The organism is Binatus sp. (SeqCode) (assembly GCF_035272065.1).
Taxonomy (GTDB): domain Bacteria; phylum Desulfobacterota; class Binatia; order Binatales; family Binataceae; genus Binatus.
Genome location: NZ_DATEQZ010000025.1, coordinates 1 through 19,539, shown reverse-complemented (window position 1 = coordinate 19,539; position 19,539 = coordinate 1). Strand labels below are relative to the sequence as shown.

16 protein-coding genes and 1 pseudogene are annotated in these 19,539 nt (G+C 61.1%); 10 read left to right on the top strand and 7 right to left on the bottom strand.

The genetic code is table 11. The annotated features are described in order from the left end of the window. Positions 1-43 precede the first annotated feature (43 nt). Positions 44-1,204, top strand: coding sequence for a serine hydrolase domain-containing protein (locus VJX68_RS03120; RefSeq protein WP_324094187.1), 1,161 nt, complete (start codon positions 44-46; stop codon positions 1,202-1,204). 215 nt (positions 1,205-1,419) lie between these two features. On the opposite strand, the gene VJX68_RS03115 is transcribed toward VJX68_RS03120, so the two are convergent. Beyond that, positions 1,420-2,643, bottom strand: a complete 1,224-nt coding sequence (locus VJX68_RS03115; protein WP_324094186.1) for a cytochrome P450 — start codon at positions 2,641-2,643, stop codon at positions 1,420-1,422. Positions 2,644-3,065: 422 nt separating this feature from the next. Between VJX68_RS03115 and VJX68_RS03110 the strand changes: the two genes are divergently transcribed. Both VJX68_RS03110 and VJX68_RS03105 read left to right on the top strand, forming a co-directional pair. Next, positions 3,066-4,262 carry a serine hydrolase domain-containing protein gene (locus VJX68_RS03110; RefSeq protein ID WP_324094185.1) on the top strand — a complete coding sequence of 399 codons (1,197 nt, stop codon included), beginning with the start codon at positions 3,066-3,068 and terminating at the stop codon, positions 4,260-4,262. Positions 4,263-4,534: 272 nt separating this feature from the next. Then, positions 4,535-5,770 (top strand): acyl-CoA dehydrogenase family protein, encoded by a 1,236-nt coding sequence (locus tag VJX68_RS03105; RefSeq protein ID WP_324094184.1) that lies wholly within the window; start codon positions 4,535-4,537, stop codon positions 5,768-5,770. A gap of 94 nt (positions 5,771-5,864) precedes the next feature. Here VJX68_RS03105 and VJX68_RS03100 read toward each other — a convergent pair whose 3' ends face one another. The 3 genes from VJX68_RS03100 to VJX68_RS03090 all read right to left on the bottom strand — a co-directional run bounded on the left by VJX68_RS03100 (position 5,865) and on the right by VJX68_RS03090 (position 8,455). Then, positions 5,865-6,728 carry a hypothetical protein gene (locus VJX68_RS03100; protein WP_324094183.1) on the bottom strand — a complete coding sequence of 288 codons (864 nt, stop codon included), beginning with the start codon at positions 6,726-6,728 and terminating at the stop codon, positions 5,865-5,867. Positions 6,729-7,153: 425 nt separating this feature from the next. Next, complete coding sequence (locus VJX68_RS03095; RefSeq protein WP_324094182.1) at positions 7,154-7,540, bottom strand: hypothetical protein; 387 nt, start codon at positions 7,538-7,540, stop codon at positions 7,154-7,156. Positions 7,541-7,756: 216 nt separating this feature from the next. Then, positions 7,757-8,455 (bottom strand): 2-hydroxychromene-2-carboxylate isomerase, encoded by a 699-nt coding sequence (locus VJX68_RS03090; protein WP_324094181.1) that lies wholly within the window; start codon positions 8,453-8,455, stop codon positions 7,757-7,759. Positions 8,456-8,471: 16 nt separating this feature from the next. Between VJX68_RS03090 and glgX the strand changes: the two genes are divergently transcribed. From glgX to VJX68_RS03065, 5 genes are all read left to right on the top strand, one after another. Beyond that, entirely contained in the window at positions 8,472-10,607 is a 2,136-nt protein-coding gene (gene glgX / locus VJX68_RS03085) for a glycogen debranching protein GlgX (RefSeq protein WP_324094180.1), read from the top strand. A gap of 82 nt (positions 10,608-10,689) precedes the next feature. Beyond that, a complete protein-coding gene (boxC, locus tag VJX68_RS03080; protein WP_324094179.1) occupies positions 10,690-12,339 on the top strand; it encodes a 2,3-epoxybenzoyl-CoA dihydrolase in 1,650 nt (549 codons plus the stop codon). Next, positions 12,336-13,763: a benzoyl-CoA 2,3-epoxidase subunit BoxB gene (boxB, locus tag VJX68_RS03075; RefSeq protein ID WP_349255881.1), complete on the top strand. Its 1,428-nt coding sequence runs from the start codon at positions 12,336-12,338 to the stop codon at positions 13,761-13,763. Before boxC ends, boxB begins: the two co-directional genes overlap by 4 nt. 50 nt (positions 13,764-13,813) lie before the next feature. After that, positions 13,814-14,215 (top strand): MerR family transcriptional regulator, encoded by a 402-nt coding sequence (locus VJX68_RS03070; protein WP_324094177.1) that lies wholly within the window; start codon positions 13,814-13,816, stop codon positions 14,213-14,215. Further along, a complete protein-coding gene (locus tag VJX68_RS03065; RefSeq protein ID WP_324094176.1) occupies positions 14,203-14,430 on the top strand; it encodes a glutaredoxin family protein in 228 nt (75 codons plus the stop codon). The genes VJX68_RS03070 and VJX68_RS03065 overlap by 13 nt, the downstream gene beginning before the upstream one ends. On the opposite strand, the gene VJX68_RS03060 is transcribed toward VJX68_RS03065, so the two are convergent. Beyond that, entirely contained in the window at positions 14,393-15,304 is a 912-nt protein-coding gene (locus VJX68_RS03060) for a glycosyltransferase family 87 protein (RefSeq protein WP_324094373.1), read from the bottom strand. The two genes, VJX68_RS03065 and VJX68_RS03060, sit on opposite strands and share 38 nt — an antisense overlap. Before the next feature lie 10 nt (positions 15,305-15,314). Beyond that, a pseudogene (locus VJX68_RS19265) lies at positions 15,315-15,650 on the bottom strand (hypothetical protein); the annotation flags it as partial. Between the two features lie 230 nt (positions 15,651-15,880). Between VJX68_RS19265 and VJX68_RS03055 the strand changes: the two are divergent. Then, positions 15,881-17,779, top strand: a complete 1,899-nt coding sequence (locus VJX68_RS03055; RefSeq protein ID WP_324094175.1) for an esterase/lipase family protein — start codon at positions 15,881-15,883, stop codon at positions 17,777-17,779. Continuing rightward, positions 17,779-18,783 carry an Lnb N-terminal periplasmic domain-containing protein gene (locus VJX68_RS03050; protein WP_324094174.1) on the top strand — a complete coding sequence of 335 codons (1,005 nt, stop codon included), beginning with the start codon at positions 17,779-17,781 and terminating at the stop codon, positions 18,781-18,783. The genes VJX68_RS03055 and VJX68_RS03050 overlap by 1 nt, the downstream gene beginning before the upstream one ends. Here the strand turns inward: VJX68_RS03050 and VJX68_RS03045 are convergent. Continuing rightward, the coding region (locus VJX68_RS03045) for a tyrosine-type recombinase/integrase (RefSeq protein WP_324094173.1) at positions 18,698-19,539 on the bottom strand (842 nt) is incomplete at its 5' end. The genes VJX68_RS03050 and VJX68_RS03045 overlap by 86 nt on opposite strands.

Here is a 19,539-nt window from a genome sequence, read left to right as displayed (position 1 = left end):
AGTGCTCGCCGCGACGGCGCGGCTCTCGACAAGGAGATTGTTCATGGCGGTGAAAATCGAAGGCACCTGCGATCCTAAGTTCAATCGTGTCAAGGACGCGTTCGCCGAGAATCTTGAGAAGCGAAACGAGGTCGGCGCCGCCGCGGCAGTTATGCTCGACGGTAGAAGCGTCGTGGATATCTGGGCGGGACATGCTGATAAGGCGAAGACCAAGCCGTGGACGCGCGACACGCTCGTCAACGTCTACTCGACCACCAAGGGCGTCACCGCGATCTGCGCGCATCGCCTCGCCGACAAGGGCCTGCTCGACATCGACGCGCCCGTGGCGAAGTACTGGCCCGAGTTCGCCCAGGCGGGCAAGGACAAGCTGCCGGTGCGGTATCTGTTGAGTCATCGCGCGGGTCTTCCCGCCGTGCGCAAACTCCTCGACGACGACGCGCTCTTCAACTGGAACACGATGACGGCCGCGCTCGCCGAGCAGGAGCCGTGGTGGGAGCCGGGCACCAGGCACGGTTATCACGCGCTGACTTTTGGCTGGTTGGTCGGCGAGGTGATTCGGCGCATCTCGGGCAAGACGCCGGGCTCGTATCTGCGCGACGAGATCGCCGGTCCGCTCGGTGCGGATTTTCATATCGGTCTTGACGCGAAGCATGACGCGCGAACCGCGGACATGATCGCCGCGCCGCCGCCGACACCGGGCGAGCCGAACATGTTCCCCGAGGTGATGAAGGATCCCGAATCGATGGCTGCCAAGGCATTCATGAATCCGCCGGGCGGGATGAGGCCGGGAGTGGTCAACACGCGCGAGTGGCGCGCGGCCGAAATTCCCGCGGCGAACGGGCACGGCACGGCGCGCTCGCTGGCGCAGTTGTACGGCGCGCTCGCGCGCGGCGGCGAAATGAACGGCGTTCGCGTGATGTCGAAGGACGAGATCGCGAAGTGCTCGCTCGAGCAATCCAACGGCCCCGACGCCTTGCTGATGCTCAACACGCGCTTCTCGCAGGGCTTCATGATGTCGCAACCGGGCGCGTCGCTCGGGCCGAATCCGAAGTCGTTCGGCCATCCGGGTGCGGGCGGCTCGCTCGGATACGCCGATCCCGAGGCGAAGATTGGCTTCGGCTACACGATGAACAAGATGCAGACGAGCTTGCTGATCGATCAGCGCGCGACCGCGCTAATCGACGCCGTCTACGCATCGTTGTAGGGGAATGGTAAATCACTTGATCTAATGTGAAACCCGGCCGTGGGTTTCACGCTTCCTTGGGCAGGGGTGACCCCTGCACCCAGTGATAAGAGAAGATGCGGGACTTCGTCCCTGTTTGGAACTTGGTTGGGGGAAGACTTCTCTGCTACCGGTTCCCCTTCCCGCGCGGGAAGGGGTTAGGGGTTAGGGTTCGCGTATCTCCGCGCCGCGGGGCGTCAGAAAGTCATCGGCAAGGACTGCAGGCCGCGCAGGCTCATCGCGGGACGCCATTTCGGATTCGGATCGGCGAGCGCCAGCTTGGGCATCCGGCGAAGAATCGTTTCGAACGCGATCCGCCCTTCGACCTTGGCGAGCACTTCGCCGATGCATCGATGGGGTCCGGCGCCGAAAGACAGGTGATGGTTGTCGGGCCGCGCGATGTCGAGCTTGTCCGGATCGGCAAATCGCAGCGGGTCCCGATTGGCGGCGCCCATAAAGACAACCACGTGCTCGCCGCGCGGAATCGTCCTGCCGCCCAGCTCGATATCTTCGCTCGCGGTACGAAAAGTCACCTGCACCGGGCTGTCGAAGCGCAGGAACTCGTCGAGCGCGGATTCGATAAGCGACGGGTCTGATCGCAATTGCGCCAACGCGTCGGGATTGCGGAACAGCGCCAGCATCCCGTTCCCGATCATGTTCATCGTGGTCTCGTGGCCGGCCAGCAGGGTGAACATCGCACTGAAGACGAGTTCCTCCTCGGTCTGCAGGTCGCCGCGTCCTTCGGCCGCCACCATGATGCTGATCAGATCTTCGCGCGGATGTATCCGGCGGTCGGCGGCCAGTTCCGAGAAGTAGCGCCGCACGTCCGCGATCGCCTGGCGCACTTCCACGCCGGGATCGTTCGCGCTGATAACCGGGTCGAGCGGCACGCCAAGCGTGCGCATCCAGTCGCGAAACATCGGCTTGTCGGCTTCGTCAGCGCCCATCACCTCGGCAAGCACGTCGATCGGAAATGGAAACGCGACGTCCTTGATCAAATCCATCGAGCCGCGAGCCTGGACCGCGTCGAGCAGGTAATCGACGATGTTCTGAATCCGCGGCTGTAAGCCGTTAACGACGGGCGGCGAAAAGAACGTGGTCATCAGCCGGCGCAAGCGGGTGTGGTCGGGAGGATTGCGAAAAACGATCGCGTGCTTCAGCGCCTCGCGCATCGACTTGAGCCCGTCGTCAGGCGGAAAGGCGTCGAGCGCGTTGAGATCGAACGCGAGAAATCGCTTATCGCGCAGCACGTCGAGACAGTTGTCGTAGCGCGTGGAAATCCAGAACCCGATCGGCGTCCTTAGCAGCGGATATCGCGTGCGCAGGAATCTATAGAGCGGATAGGGATTCGCCGAGAACAGCCGTCCGTACATCCGGCTTGCGACGCGACTAACGCGGGCAAAAGTGGTCGATGATGGCATCAGTTACGCGTCCGGAAGTATACGAGCCCGCCCGCCTGATTGGAAACCGCAGCAAATGGCGAAGGCAGATCGTGCGGCGAGGGGCATTTTCTACCACCTGTTGTGGTTGATCGATCAAAGCACCACCAAGCGTAGCTTCGTTCCGTAAAAATTAATATTTCGAGAGCGGAGGTCGTCCGATGGTGGATCGCGGCCAGCGGCAAGGAAGTTCGCATCAGGTAGTGAGTGTCATGCACAACGGGATGCTAGACACGTCGAGCGCGGCGCGGTCAGGCTGAACAGTTCATCCCTGAACCCGGGTCTCACAGGGAGAGGAGAAGATCCGGACACAACGGTTCCTCACCGCAGCCCTCTTCCGAACGAGCGAGGGAACCAGAGGGCAACGGTCACCTTAGCTGCGACTTGGTGGCGATCCAGATTGCATGGTATGTGGAGGCTTGATCGACGAGGAGAGAGATATGTCCGTGAAGATCGAAGGTACCTGTGATCCGCGATTTAGCAGCGTGCGTGACATTTTTGCGAATAGCTTTGAGCATGAGCTCGAGGTTGGGGCGGCGGTTGCTGCTGTCGTTGATGGGAAAACGGTTTTTGATCTTTGGGGAGGGTACGCAGACAAGGCTAAGACCAAGCCCTGGACGCGCGATGCGCTCGTCAATGTTTGGTCGACTACCAAGGGGATCACGTCGATGTGTGCGCATCGGCTGGTCGATCAGGGGAAGCTCGATCTTGATGCGCCGGTGGCTAAGTACTGGCCCGAGTTTGCGCAGGCGGGCAAGGAAAAGATTCCCGTAAATTATCTGCTGAGCCATCGCGCGGGGCTGCCGGCCGTGCGCAAGCAGTTGCCGATGGACGCATACACGAACTGGCCCGTGATGTGCGCGGCGCTGGCGGCGCAGGAGCCGTGGTGGGAGCCGGGCACCAAGCACGGCTATCACGCGATCACGTTCGGCTATCTGGTCGGCGAAGTGATTCGGCGAATCACGGGCAAGACGCCGGGCACTTACCTGCGCGAGGAAATCGCGGGACCGCTCAAGCTCGATATTCATATCGGCGTGGACGCGAGCTTCGATCCGCGAATCGCGGAACTGATCGGCGCGCCGCCGCCACAGCCGGGCAAGCCCGATCAAATCGCGACGATGAGCGCCGATCCGGAATCGATGACGTACAAGGCGATCGCGAATCCGCGGCCAGTGGTCGATCCCGCGCTGGTCAACAGCCGCGCGTGGCGCGGCGCGGAGGTTCCCGCTGCCAACGGCCATGCGACTGCGCGCGCGCTTGCGGCGCTGTATGGCGCGCTCGCGACCGGCGGCGAGCTGAACGGTTATCGCGTGCTGACGCCGGCGAGTATCAAGCGCGCGCATACGGAACAGGCGAACGGACCCGACCTTGTGCTGGGCGTCGTGTCGCGATGGGGACTGGGATTTGCGCTCAATCAGCCGGCGGCGCCACTCGGGCCGAATCCGCGCACGTTTGGGCATCCGGGGGCGGGCGGCTCGATCGGATTTGCCGATCCCGACGCGCGCGTCGGGTTTGGCTACACGATGAACCAGATGGGTTCGGACGCGCTGATCGACGGGCGGGCCTCGTCGCTGTTCAACGCGATGTTCGCGGCATTGTAGAACATTCTCCTACGCGATCGCGCCGGAGAATAAATCCATTTTTATGTGAAACCCACCATGGGTTTCACACTTCCTTGGGCAGGGGTGACCCCTGCACCCGGTGTTAAGAAAAGAAGAGATGCGGGACTTCGTCCCTGTTAGAAGGTAAATGGAAAGACGGGTGCATCGTTGACGGCGCACCGCGATTCCTTTTCAACGCGATGTTTGAGGCGCTCTAGCCAGAGGAATATCGAAGTGGTAACCCATCTGCCGTTGGTTAGCGGAGAGTCAAATTGATCGAATTCGAGTGGGAACCGCGGGAAGCCGGGTTGTGCGGCATGTATCACGCGGTGGCGGAGCAGGTGATGCGTCCCCTCTCGCGCGAGTTCGACGAGCGGGAAGGCGAAAAGCCCTGGGGCTTTTATGAAACGATGTGGTCCGCCTCGCGCGCCGGCAACCTGCAACTGCGCGTCGGACGCGACCAGGCTTCGTCGGGTGGCGGCGGCACATCGCCGCGCAAAGTCGTCAATCTCGGACTGGTACTGGCTGCCGAGGAACTGTGCTGGGGCGATGCCGGGTTGTTCATTTCGATTCCCAACGCCGGACTGGGCGGCGCTGCGGTAGCGGCCTCGGGGACGCCCGAACAGAAAGAAAAATTCCTGCAACGCTTCCGGGAGGGCGGACCGAAGTGGAGCGCTATGGCAGTCTCCGAGCCGGGATGCGGCTCCGATCCGGCCGCGATGGCCACCACGGCAACGCGCGACGGCGACTGTTGGGTGCTCAACGGAGCCAAGATGTTTTGCACCTCAGGTCAGATGGCGGCTGAGAAGTCGGAGGGCTTCGTCGTGGTATGGGCGACGATCGACCCGAGCGCGGGCCGCGCTGGCATCAAGCCGTTCGTGGTCGAGCATCACACGCCTGGGATGACGGTGAGCCGGGTGGAGAAAAAGCTCGGAATCCGCGCTTCCGACACCGCGGTGCTGGTGTTCGAGAAATGCCGCATACCCGCGGACCATCTTTTGGGCAGCGCGGAGATTGCGCGCGACACGGGATTTCGCGACATCATGCCGACCTTCGATACCACCCGCACGATCGTTGCAGCGATGTCGATCGGAGTGGCGCGCGCGGCACTGGATTGCGTGCGCGAGTTTCTGAGTGAACATGGCGTGCCGATCCGCTACGGAATCGCCCCGACCAGGCTTTCCGCGGTCGAACGTGACTTCATCGCGCTGGAAGCCAATCTCAAGGCAACGCGGCTGCTTGCGTGGCGCGCGGCCTGGATGCTCGATATGGGCAAGCCCAACCACCTCGAGGCTTCAATGGCGAAGGCGAAGGCCGGGCTGGTGGTGACCGAGGTCACGCAGAAGGCGGTCGAAATGCTGGGACCGCTGGGCTATTCGCGCGGGCTGCAGCTGGAGAAGTGGATGCGCGACGCGAAGATCAACGACATCTATGAAGGAACACAGCAGATGCAGATGTTGATCGTGGCGCGGAAGATCCTGAACTACAGCAGCGGAGAGTTGAAGTAGACGCAGATTGAGCGCGAGCAAGCCTGGAGCCGAGAAAAACGATGGCGCCCGCCTGGCTTCGGCGAGCGCCCGCCTTGTCCCCTTTTTTCGAAGCTCAGATTCCGGCCGTCTTGTGGAGCGCGCAGCGCAGCTTGAAGAAGTGCGCCATCGAGGTGAGGTAGCGGACGCGCAACGCCGCCCCCATCTTGCCCTTGCTCAGGTCGAGGTCGTAACGCGTTCCAATCCTGTCGTAGGCGTACTTTATGCTGTTGAACAGATCGTCCGAGGAACCCGGCTTGAGATGCGTGATGCCGCCGATCTTTCTGATCGATTCCGGACTGTAGGCTGCGAGCGCGACGAGGCTGTCGGCAAACAGTTCGTCCTCTTCGGCCAGGTGATTGGCGAACGCGCCTTCCATAAAGGCAGTGTGGGCGGCCTTCTCGCCGACCAACGAGCCGTAGATGAAGTGGCCGAGTTCATGGCCCAGGGTCGCGCCGACCGCGCCGCGATGATGCGCGGTGTTGACGAAAATCACGAACTTGCTTTTTTCGCCGACTTCGGCACGGCAATAAAATCCGCGCAGTGACAGGCCGGCGCCGGTGGTATAAGGCTCGGCACGCAATTCGAGTTCGCGCGGACCGAACAATTTACCCAGGTGACCTAGCAGTTGCGGGCTGCCGAGATCCTCCAAGCTGCCGTAAGTCGGGATGTGTTGCTTGATGTCCTTCTCGACGATCTGCGCCAAATCCCTGGCCAGGGTCCTGGATGGAAGCGCGGGGACGTCGGCGTAGTCGGCGGAGAGAATCTTCTTAAGATCGGAAAGCTGATTGAGCACTCGGGTGCCGAGCGAGGCGTAGGGGACCTTGATTTCGCCGAGCAACTTGGAAACGAGATGATCGACTTCGCGAGTTACCAGCGCGTCCGGTTCGCGCGGGATCCGTTTGGCGATGGCTGGCGATGAAGTGAGGGCTGCGCTCATTAAATACTACTTGGGCGAATGCCAGGCTGGCTGGCATGACCGGCGCCCTATATTAGGTGACTCGCGATGCTTTTCAATACCCATCTACGGACAATAAGTCGAGCAAACCGTATGCCACACCACCTATAGTCAATGCAATCAAAGGCCATACCAAGGGTAGTGTGGAAAACTCGCCGAAGGGGCGTTTTTGCAACGCGACCAGCGCATTTTTGAACCAAACATACGACGACGAACCAGCCGGAAGTGTCCGAAAGTTCCGGCTGGCCGCCCCGCAATCGGTACGCGTCGCGAGCGACGCTGACGCGTCCTTCGAGGCTACCGGGGTCCAATCCGGCGCTGCCGAAGTCATTTGATCCCCTCTACCATCACGGCCAAAATCAAATCGCGTTCAGGTACACAGTCCCTGGCGCGCAATAGTCAAAAATTCAGTCGCTCGCCTTCGAGCCACTTTCCTCGCGCTTAAGAACGACACGCCCGAAGCCGGCGACCACGCTGCTGTCGCGCAGCAGATTGCGCCGGAGCATCTGCGCCCGCCGGCATTCAGCGGAGCCAATCTGTTCCTCGATCTTGCGGCGGCGCCGATCGATTTCATTCGCCATTGACTGATACATTTTCAGTTGTGAGCCCAATTCGACCCACAAGCACGGGCCGCAAAGCGGCACGCATTCGCCGGTCTCGTCCGGTCCGGCGCACAGATAATGGCTGGGGCAGTTGACGCATCGATGGCGGTGCGGGCGGCGCGCCAGGCGCAAATCGGCTCCGGGCGCCGGCCACGGGAGCGGCAGGATCTCGAGTTCTTCGGCGCTAGTCATCCGTGTTGTGACCTGTGGAGTCTTGTTGCGCGATATTGCTATCCCCGACGCTGTCATGGGTCGTATTGTTTAACTTTACCTACAACCTGTCAAGTCTTTAGCTACGAACTGTAGGACGGCTTTGATGCCGCTTTGGCGCGCTCAGGTCGTCGGGGCGTTTGGTCGAATCACTCGCGCCGGGCCGCGAGAGCGGGCATTTGCCGAGAAAAAAGGCAGTCATTCCGGTCGCTTGAGCCATCGTTCGACGAAATCGAGGCGGTCCTTGCCCCAGAACATCTCGTCGCCGACGAAAAAGGTGGGCGCGCCGAAGACGCCGCGCGCAACCGCAGTCTCGGTCAATGCGGCGAGTTCGTCGCGAGTCGACTTCGCATCGGCAAGAGGCATAAGCTTCTCGCCGTCGAAACCGGCGCTCGTGGCAATCGAAGCCAGCACGTCGCGGTCGCTGATATCCTCGTCGCGTTCCCAGTAAGCGCGCATGATTGCCTGCGAGAGCGTGCGCTGAGCGCGCTCGCGCGAAACGCCGTCATCGTCCACCTGAGTTGTGTGACCAGCGGCCAGGACCGCGCGCAGGGCGGACGACGTCTTGATCGGAAAGCGGCTGGGCTTCTTGAACGGCAACCTCGTCAGTTCCGCGTAGCGCGCGTGATCGCGCCACAGGTAACGCGCCTTAGGCGGCGTCATGGCCATCACGTCGAAGCCGGTGCCGCGGAAGAGTGCGGCGAAATGCGCCGGCATCCAGTTCACGCGCGCGTCGTTGCGGACGCAAATCTCAGGCAACAGGAACGCGGCGAAGTAGCTATTGGTGCTGGAGAAATCGAAGTAGAAATCGACGAAGCGCATGAGCAAGCCGCCCCGATTGTAGCGCGAGCCGCCGGAACAACCGCAACGGTTGCCACTATCGTTGCGGCTTGCCATTAGTGACATTTTCATCATGCCGAAAACCAGATTTGAGATTCTGCCCGGCGCGCCGTATCCGCTCGGCGCCACCTTCGACGGCGCGGGTGCGAACTTCGCGATATTTTCCGAACATGCGACCGGCGCGACGCTCTGCCTCTTCGGGGGCATCGGCGGCAATACCGAGATTGCTCGAATACCGCTGGCAGAGCGCACCGAACACGTCTGGCACGCCTACGTTCCCGGAGTTCGCGCCGGCCAGCGTTACGGCTATCGTGTGAGCGGTCCGTACGATCCTCCCGCGGGGCATCGCTTCAACTCGGCCAAGCTGCTGCTCGATCCGTACGCGCACACGCTCGATCGAATTCCTCGGTGGCACGATTCGATGATGGGTTATCGCTCGGTCACCGTTGGCACCGCGCCTCTTCTGGATTCGCGGAACAGCGCGCGCGCAATGTCCAAGTGCGTGGTGGTCGATCCGGCGTACGACTGGGAGGGCGATCGCAAACCCGCGATTCCGTGGTCGGACCTCGTCATCTACGAGGCGCACGTGAAGGGGATGACCGCGATGCATCCCGAAGTGCCGCGCAAGATTCGCGGCAGATTTGCGGGGCTTGCGGAGCCGGCCGTGATCAAGCACCTCACCTCGCTCGGCGTGAACGCAATCGAGTTGATGCCGGTGCACCAGACATTTCCCGAACACCGCCTGAAGAAACTCGGGCTGACGAACTATTGGGGATACGATTCAATTGGCAATTTCGCGCCGGACATCCGCTTTGCATCCGGGAGCGCGCTGGGCAGTTCGGTCACCGAATTCAAGTCGATGGTGAAGGCGTTCCATCGTGCGGGGATCGAGGTGATCCTCGACGTTGTTTACAACCATACGGCGGAAGGAAACGAGAACGGGCCGACGATTTGTTTTCGCGGGATCGACAACGCGAGTTACTATCGGCTGCGCGCTGACGGCAGTGGCCGATGCGAGGATTACACCGGCACCGGCAACTCACTGGATACGACGCATCCGCGGGTGCTCCAAATGGTGATGGAAAGCCTGCGCTACTGGATACTCGAGATGCACGTCGATGGATTTCGCTTCGACCTTGCGACCACGCTTGCGCGCGGTCCACGCGGCGAATTCGCGGGCAGCCCGTTTTTTGCGGCGATCGCGCAGGACCCCGTGATATCGGCGGCCAAGCTGATCGCGGAGCCATGGGACGTCGGCGATAGCGGCTATCGCGTGGGGGATTTTCCGGTCAACTGGAAGGAATGGAACGGCAAGTACCGCGACGGCGTGCGCGATTACTGGCGGGGCGCGAACTATTCGATGGGCGAATTCGCGTCGCGGGTCACCGGCAGTTCGGATCTGTACCGCGCCGACGGCCGCGCACCGCTCGCGAGCGTCAACTTTGTCACCTCGCACGACGGCTTCACGCTCGCCGATCTAGTTTCGCACAATGACAAGCACAACGAGGCGAACGGTGAGGATAATCGCGACGGCGACAACAACAATCACTCGTGGAACTGCGGCGTCGAAGGGCCGACCGAGGATCCCGCAATTCGTGCGGTTCGCGAGCGGCAAAAGCGCAACTTCCTCGCGACGCTGTTGCTGTCGCAGGGCGTACCGATGATCACGGCGGGCGACGAGCTCGGACGTTCGCAGCGCGGCAACAACAACGCGTACTGCCAGGACAATCCGATTTCATGGATCGATTGGGTGAGCGCCGACGCGACGCTGATCGATTTCACGCGGCGCTTGATTCAGATCCGCCGCGCGCATCCGATCTTCCGGCGCAGGAGATGGTTCACGGGCGATCCGGCAAGGGGCGCCCGGCGGAAAGATCTCGAATGGTTTCGGCCCGACGGCGCCGAGATGACCTCCGCCGACTGGGGCGTCGGATATGCGAAAACGCTGGGCGCGTTCCTGAACGGAAACGCGATGACTGAACGCGACGGCGCCGGCGTCAAAATCACCGACGCCAGCTTCTTCCTGATGTTCAACTCGTATCGCGAGGCGATGGAATTCAAGCTGCCGCCGAAGAAGTGGGGGCGGCAGTGGACGGTCGTGCTCGATACCGGGGATGCGACGGCGCCGGATCGCGCACAACCGCACTTGTTCGAGGAGCGGGTTCACGTGGCCGGACATGCAATGGTCGTGTTGCGGCGGGTTGCGTGACGCGAGCCGATTGTTGAATCGGATGCTCACGCACGGTCTATACTGTACGTAAGGCATCTCTTCCAGGCGGGAGAATTTCGCGATGATCGACTTTCGAACGGAGCCCTCCGGTTATCGGCATTGGCGTCTGAACTTCGACGGGCCGGTCGCGACGGTCTTGATGGATGTGGACGAAAACGGCGGACTCGCGCCGGGCTATGAGCTGAAGCTCAATTCCTACGACCTCGGCGTCGATATCGAACTCAACGACGCGGTGAATCGCATCCGCTTCGAGCATCCCGAAGTAAAATGCGTGATCGTCACGTCGGGCAAGGAGCGCGTATTTTGCGCCGGCGCGAACATCAGGATGCTTGGCCTGTCGAGTCATCCGTTCAAAGTAAATTTTTGCAAATTCACCAACGAGACTCGCAACGCGATCGAGGACGCTACGCTCAACTCGGACCAGTACTACATGACTGCTATCGGCGGAGCGTGCGCGGGCGGCGGCTACGAACTCGCGCTCGCGACCGATTATATAATGTTGGCCGACGACGGCTCGACGAGTGTGTCGCTGCCCGAGGTCGCGCTGCTCGGGGTGCTGCCGGGCACGGGCGGATTGACTCGGCTGGTCGACAAGCGCCGCGTTCGGCGCGACCGCGCGGACTTTTTCTGCGCGACCGAGGAAGGAGTGCGGGGCAAGCGCGCCGAGGAATGGCAATTGGTCGATGAAGTCGTTCCCCGCTCGCGACTGATTGAGTCGGCGTCGCAAAGAGCGCTCGAGTTTGCGGCGCGTTCGGGTGTGGCTACGCATGCGCGCGGAATATCGCTCGGCCGGCTATCGCGTGAGGTGGAAGAGAGAAGGGTCAAGTATGCGCACCTGACGATCGAGATCGATCGCGACAATTCAACCGCGACGTTTGTGGTCGAGGCTCCAGAAAAGCCGGCGCCGCGCAACGTCGAAGAGGCTCATTCAATCGGCGCGGACTTCTGGCCGTTGGCGATAGCGCGCGAACTCGAAGACGCGATTCTGCATTTGCGGTTCAACGAGGAAACCCTGCGGACGTGGATCTTCCGCACGCGGGGCGACTCGGCGCTGGTGAGGTCGCACGACGCGTTCCTCGCCGCGAACGCCGAGGACTGGCTGGTGCGTGAGATTCGCCTCTACCTGAAGCGCACGCTGAAGCGGCTCGACGTCAGCTCGCGATCGATCTTCGCGTTGATCGAGCCGGGGTCGTGCTTTTGCGGAACTCTGCTCGAGCTCGCGCTGGCCTCGGACCGCACGTACATGCTGAGCGGATTGCGCGAAGGTGATGAGTCATTGCCGGCGAATATCAGGCTGACGGAAATGAACTTTGGCGCGATGCCGATGTGCAACGGCTTGACTCGGCTGGCAAGCAGATTTCAGGGCGAACCGGAGCACGTCGAGAAGTTGCGCGGCCGGATTGGCGAGCAGATCGATGCGTCGCAGGCGGATGGGTTGGGCCTCGTGACCTTCACGCCGGACGATATCGACTGGGACGACGAGGTTCGTCTCGCTATCGAAGAACGCGCGGCCTTTTCGTCGGACGCGCTGACCGGCATGGAAGCGTCTTTGCGATTCGGCGGGCCGGAGACGCTCGAGTCGAAAATATTTGCCCGTCTGTCGGCTTGGCAAAACTGGATCTTCCAGCGTCCCAACGCGGTCGGTGAAAAAGGCGCGTTGAAACTCTACGGCACAGGAGCGCGGCCGGAATTCGATCCGAGGAGAGTCTGATGCCGATAAACTATTCCGAGCGAATTCCCAACAACGTGAATCTAGCCGAAGACCGCCGCCTGCAGCGCGCGCTCGAGGCGTGGCAACCCGGGTTCCTGCAATGGTGGAGCGAGATGGGCCCTGAGAAATTCCAGGGCTGCGAGGTATATTTGCGGACTGCGACTTCGACTGACGCACAAGGTTGGGCGACATTCGGCTACGTCAAGATGCCTGACTATCGATGGGGCATTTTCCTGGCCGACCCCGAGCCCGATCGCAAGATTCCGTTCGGCGAGCACAAAGGCGAACCGGTCTGGCGCGAAGTGCCGGGCGAGCATCGTGGAGTCCTGCGCCGCCTGATCGTCACGCAGGGCGACACCGAGCCCGCGTCGGTCGAGCAGCAGCGGCATCTGGGCCGGACCTGTCCGTCGCTCTACGACCTGCGCAATCTTTTCCAGGTCAACGTCGAAGAAGGACGCCATCTGTGGGCGATGGTCTACCTGCTGCATGCCTACTTCGGACGCGACGGCCGCGAAGAGGCCGAAGCGCTGCTCCTGCGGCGGTCGGGCAACGCGGACAACCCCCGCATCCTCGGCGCCTTCAACGAGAAGACGCCCGATTGGCTGTCGTACTTCATGTTCACGCATTTCACGGACCGCGACGGCAAGTATCAGCTCGCGAGCCTGGCCGAATCGGGATTCGATCCGCTGGCGCGCACCTGCCGCTTCATGCTGACCGAGGAGGCGCATCACCTTTTCGTCGGCGAATCGGGAGTGAGCCGCGTGATTGCCCGCACTTGTCAATTGATGAAAGAGCATAACACCGACATAGTAAGTGAGTATGGCGGCATCGACCTGACTCTCATTCAAAAGTATATAAACTTTCATTACTCAGTATCGCTCGACTTGTTCGGCTCGGAACTATCGACCAATGCGGCCAATTACTACAGCGCGGGTCTGAAAGGCCGCTTCAAGGAGACCGACCGCGAGGACGACCATCAACTGACGCAAAGCGGCTACAGAGTATTCAAGCCGGACAACGGGGTAATCATCCAAACCGAACAGCCGGCGCTGATCGCGTTGAATGAGACTCTTCGCGACTCGTACATCACCGATTGCGAGCGGGCTCTAGCGCGATGGAACAAGGTTATTCGGGAAGCCGGGGTCAGCTTTGAGCTCAAGCTGCCGCATCGGGGGTTTCGGCGCTCGATCGGAGAGTTCGCGGGGGTCAACGTGACGCCGGATGGACCGATTATCCCGGATGAAGAGTGGGAGCGGCGCAAAGCGGAGTGGATACCGACGCAGGCCGACCGCGAATTCGTGGCGTCGCTTATGAAGCCTGTCACCGCGCCCGGTCAATTCGCGAGCTGGATCGCACCGCCCACGCGCGGAATCAACCATCAGGCCCTGGACTTCGAGTACGTGACCGCGTTGCCGGAGAATTAATCGACACGCTTGACTCTGGACCATAGTCAAGGGTCTATCGTGAGGCGCGGATGACGATTGGCCGAGTCGCTATTGCGGCGGGAGTTAGTATAGACACTCTGCGGTTCTACGAGCGGCAAGGGCTGCTCGCAAAACCGCGGCGAAGCTTATCGGGTTACAGGAGCTACTCCGACGACGTGCTCGACCGGCTGCGGTTCATCGGCGACGCGAAGCGGCTCGGATTTACGCTGAAGGAAATCAAGGAGTTGCTTTCGCAAGGCGTGAAATCGACGGCGGAATGCGGTCCAGTCACGCGAAAGGCCGAAGCAAAACTGACTGAGATGAACGAGGAGATCGATCGGCTGCTGCGGCTAAGGCTCACGCTGCGCAAGATGGTCGAGGCGTGTGGCGGAGAGTGTGCGCCGATGCGTGCATCGCGCGGCCGAAAAAAGGAGGTCCCATGGAAGTCGTGATTTACACCAATACGGGATGCTCGGCCTGCCATCAGGCGAAAGAGTTTCTCACGCAGCACAACGTCAGCTTCGTCGAAAAGAGCATCGCCAAGGATCCTTCGCTCATCAACGAGCTGGCCAGCATGGGCTTTCGCGCGGTTCCAGTAATTCGCGTCGGCAACGAAACGATGCTGGGATTCAGTGCGGTGAAGTTGCGGAGGATGCTGGGGCTGTGAGGGAACGCGGATCGAGCGTGAGCGGTCGCACGGCTACGGTCGTTGGCTGAATTGCGGGCAAAGCGCGGGCGTGGTCAGTCGCGAACCAATAAGACGCGATGTATCCCGTGAGTAAAGCGATGAAGCTCGTTTCCTCTAGCGCGCGCACGAGCCATGGGAAGCTGAGCTGAAACGCGGTTGGGGGAGGCACCAGGAAGCGGTTGAAGACGCGGAGCGAAAACGCGCCGAGACTATAGGACAACGCAGCCATCCAGACGGCCCGCGAGCTTGACCGCCCATCCGCTGCGGACGCGACCAGTTGCACGAACGGAATAGCCAGCAACACCAGGTAGTGATGCCATCCGACGGGCGTCAGCATGAGCGAGGTCGCGATCCACAGTGAGTAGATTCTCCAGTCGGGATCGCCGCGGTTCGCGTCGGCCAGTGTCGCGCGAATAGTCACTCCGAGTACTATTAGGTCCCCGACGGCGATGCAGGCGCGTCTGATCCAGTCGTGCGCTGAGCCGGACGCGGTACCCGTGAGTGCCCAGAATGTCCGCGATACGAATGGTCCGAGCGAAAGATTGTCCACCCGGTTCACTACTGAATAGTCAGTGAGCCACAATGCACCGTGAACGAAGCTGAGAGTTTGGGTTGAGCCCAAGGCGGCGACTGTTACTAACACTCCTGCCGCGATTCCAGTCGTCGCGAGCACAACCGCCCGCCATTTTCTACGGATGACAAAATAGCCGACGAGCAGAAGGGGGTACGCACGCAACAGTCCGGCGATTGCGATCAGCAGACCTGCCGTGCCGTCGCGGTCGCGTTCCATCGCGCGCATCGCGGCTACCATCAGGGCCAGGACGATGAGCTGCGATTGTCCCCAGTAAAAAATTCAAACTCACCGGCGCGGACATCAGAAGCAGTCCCGCTAGCAGCCACGCGGTGCGACCGGAGAGTCCGCGTCGATGCGCAAGCAACAGATACATGGCGATTGCCAATGCGGAAAAATTGATTGCGGTCCAGATCCAGAAAGCGGCGCGCGGCCGCAACCGCGCGAGAGGTTCGAAGCAAAGCAGAAACGGCGGCGTCTCGGAAGCGTGCAGCAGGCCGCCGGTCTCGAGGCCGAGCTGTGCGCCGATCGGCGTCAAGAGCGCGGAGTACGGATCGATTCCATGGCGGAGCGCCCACGCCGATTCGTAGTAGTTCGAGAAGTCGCGGCGGTGCCACTGTCCGGGCATCTTCGTCGCGGCACCCGCCAACATCAGGAGCGCGCAGATCCATACTGCGGCAATGATCGCGGGCTGACGCATCGTGACTGCGATTCGTTCGCCGTTCATCCCCCAAGTATGGGCAAACCAGAAGCTGCGAGCATAGAAAATTGCTTGGCCGCCGGGTTATCTGGAGAACTCAAAATCGTGCATAGTTGAGCAGTCCGGAATTCACGGCAAAACGCTCGATGAGAAGTCAGTTGCTTTCGACCGATACGCAAGTCTCTGGCGCGCCACTACGGGCAGACCTGTCGCTAGGCATCTGGAGTGTCGTTCTAGCATTCGTAGTTTTATTCAGCGGCGGTTGCGCCACACCGGTCGGGGTCACGCGACTCGGCGAGCAAGCAGCGCATCGCGAGCTCAACGCGAATGTGCTCTCGACGGGCAAGTCGAGCGACTACTCGACGCAGCTCCTGGAGCGAACCGCGCTTAGCGACCGCTTCGAAAGCGATCCGCAGACAGTCCTAGCCGAGTTGAATTCAGGACTTGGCAAACCTGACGAACGCAACCGGCTGTTCGCGCTATCCGAGCTCTCGTTTGCGTATGCGGAAGACTCGGGGAATCAATCCTATTACCTGGCATCCGCCGCCTATGCGTACGCGTTCCTGTTTCCGGCAGATCCGGCCGACGCGCCTGGTCCTTACGATCCACGGTTGCGGCTCGCGGTTGACCTCTACAATCGAGGCATCGCTTTGGGACTTGCGACAAAGGACGGAAAGGAAGTTGACCTTAGTGAGCGTCAACTGAGTTTGCCCTTTGCGTCGCTCAATTTGAGTATCGAGCCTCAAGGATTCAACTACGGCGGAAATCACCTGACGAAGTTCGTGTCGCTCGCGGACCTGGAGGTTCGCGGGCTGCGCAACACTTACCGCAGACCAGGTATTGGTGCGGCGCTCTCGGCGCGAGTCGAGCCGTTGCCGGGCAGCCCTGGGAGCCAATGGATTCCGGCGAATGCGAAAGTGCCGGTCACCGCTTTCGTGCGCTTCGACAATCCGCGCCTCGCGATGAGCAATGGGCGTCTGCACGGCACCGTGGAACTTTACGACGAGGACAGGACGGCTGCGGTGCAAGTCGGTTCTTATTCCGTGCCCCTCGAGTCGGACCCCAGCGCCGCGCTCGCCTATCGGCTGGAAGGTGCGCCGATTTGGGATTTCGAGCTCGCCGGCTTTCGTCAGGGGGACTTTTCTTTTCTGGGCGTTGGCAACGGCGGCGACGTCAACGGGCTCTACATGTTGCATCCATACCACCCGAACATGATTCCGGTGGTGTTCGTTCACGGGACGGCGTCGAGCCCCGCGCGATGGGCTGAGATGGCGAACGAGCTGCTCGGCGATCCCGCGATCGCCTCGCACTATCAGCTTTGGTTCTTCATGTATAACAGCGGCAATCCGATCGCGTTGTCTGCGATGCGTTTGCGGGAATCGCTGATCGCCGCGCGCAAAGACCTCGATCCAGAAGACAAGGATCCTGCGCTCAACCAAATGGTAGTCATCGGCCATAGCCAGGGTGGGCTTCTGACGAAGATGATGGTCGTCGATAGCGGCAATCGCTTCTGGAACAATGTCACGTCGGTCCCGTTTGACCAGGCGGAACTCGATCCCGAGACGCGCGACCTGGCCTCGCGCGCGATGTTCTTCAAACCACAGCCGTACGTGACACGCGTGATCTTCATCGCGACACCGCATCGCGGCAGTTACATGGCCAGCAATCCGATAGTTAAGTTCGGAAACAAATTTATCAACCTGCCGGGCAGTCTTGCCAAGTCCGCGATTGCGATCGGGAAGCTTCGCGAGCCCAGCATGATGGGAACTCCCTTCACGATACCGACCGCGCTGGACAACATGGATGGCTCGAATCCTTTCATCAAGGCGCTCTCCTCGTTGCCGATCGCGCCCGGCGTGCACGCGCACTCGATCATTCCTGTGCAAGGATCGGGGCCGGTCGAGGAAGGCGACGATGGCGTCGTCGAGTACAAGAGCGCGCACATCGACGGCGTCGAGTCTGAGCTGGTCGTACGTTCGGGGCACTCGACGCAGGCCACGCCCGAGACGATCGAGGAAGTCCGCCGCATCCTCTACGAGCACGCGGGAATCCACTGATGCTCCGGCGCGCAGTCCGCTTGCTCGCGACGATCGCGATGTCGGTGATTGTCACTGCCGCGGTCGCATGGGGCGTGATGGCGATCTGGTTTGACGGACCACACTCGCGCGTGCTCGCGGGGGCGATTGCTGCGGGAGTGGCGCTGGTCTCGATAATTTTGGCGGCTATCGTTCACCCGTTTTTGCGAGGCCTCACGGTCGCGCTATTCCCGGTGATTGTCGTCGCACTCTGGTGGACGTCGATTCCGGCGAGCAACGCCCGCGATTGGACTCCGGATGTCGCCCGCACGGCGCGCGCGACTTTTGACAGCAACCGCGTCACGATCGAGAACGTGCGGAATTTCAAATATCGATCGGAATCGGACTACGACGAGCGTTGGGAGACGCGGACCTACGATCTCGACAGGATTCGTGGCCTGGACCTGTTCTTGTCGTTTTGGGGACCGACCCAAATCGCCCACACGATCGTCAGCTGGGACTTCGACGACGGCCAACACCTGGCCATCTCGATCGAGACGCGCAAAGAGAAAGGCGAATCCTACTCAGCCGTTCGCGGCTTCTTCCGCCAGTACGAGCTGTACTATGTCGTCGCCGACGAACGCGACCTGGTCGGGCTGCGAACCAACTACCGCGGTGAGCAGGTCTATCTGTATCGGATCCGCGTTCCCGCCGCGGATGCGCGGGCATTGCTGGTTGACTACCTCGACCAGGTGAACCGGCTCGCCGATCATCCAGAGTGGTACAACGCATTGACGCAGAACTGCACGACGGCGATCAGAGGCCACGCGCAAAACATCGGCGCCGGCCGGCGCCTCGACTGGAGACTGCTCGCAAACGGCCACCTCGATCAACTCCTGTACGAACGCGAACAGATCGAGACGAGCCTGCCCTTCGCGGAGCTCAAAGCACGCAGCAACATCACCGACAAAGCAAAAGCCTCAGATGACTCCCCCGATTTCTCCGCCCGCATCCGGCAAGGGCTGCCAGAAATCCCCGGCTCGTAGGTCGATCACAAATCGCAAAACGTCGTGGGGTGGTGCCGAGGGTGGGACTTGAACCCGCACGTGGTTGCCCACGGAGGATTTTGAGTCCGAAAGTATCTGCATCGGCACGCATTGCTGCGCAAGAAACCGCTTCATTTGCGGGAGCTTTTCTTCGACTCGCAGGCATCAGCGTGCGGCGAAATGCGCGCGGTTCGATCACAGTTTGATCACAGGCCTCCCTGATCGGCATCACTTTGGGGCGGTTCGTCTGCGCTGCCAGGTACGCGCTCTGACGGCGCATAGCTTCGCGCAGATCGTCCTCAGCGATGATGTTGTAGCGGTCGAAGATCGCGCGCGTCTTGTGACCGGTGATTGCCATTGCAACATTTTCATGAACGCCTGCGCGCACCAGATTGCGCGCTGCAGAGCGCAGGAGATCGTGAATCAGCAGTCCGGAGAGGCCTGCTTCTGCGGTGGCTTTTGGCCAATACTTCCTAAAGGTGCTTTCAGCCAAGGGACGACCCTCATGATGAAAGACATGCAAGCAGTCCAGTCGACGGCGCTGCCAAGCGCGTTCGATGACGGCGAACAGCTCTGGATCATCCAGAGGCAGAAGCCAAGGCCTTTTGTTCTTGCTGTTGCTCCTCTCAAGCGTGATCATTCGGTTGTCGTAATCGACTGAACTCCAGCGCAATCCTCTGACGGCTCCTATACGCCATCCTGTGCGGAATGCGAACGTGAGAGGATCGTGCAGGTAGTCTGGCATCGCATCGCGCA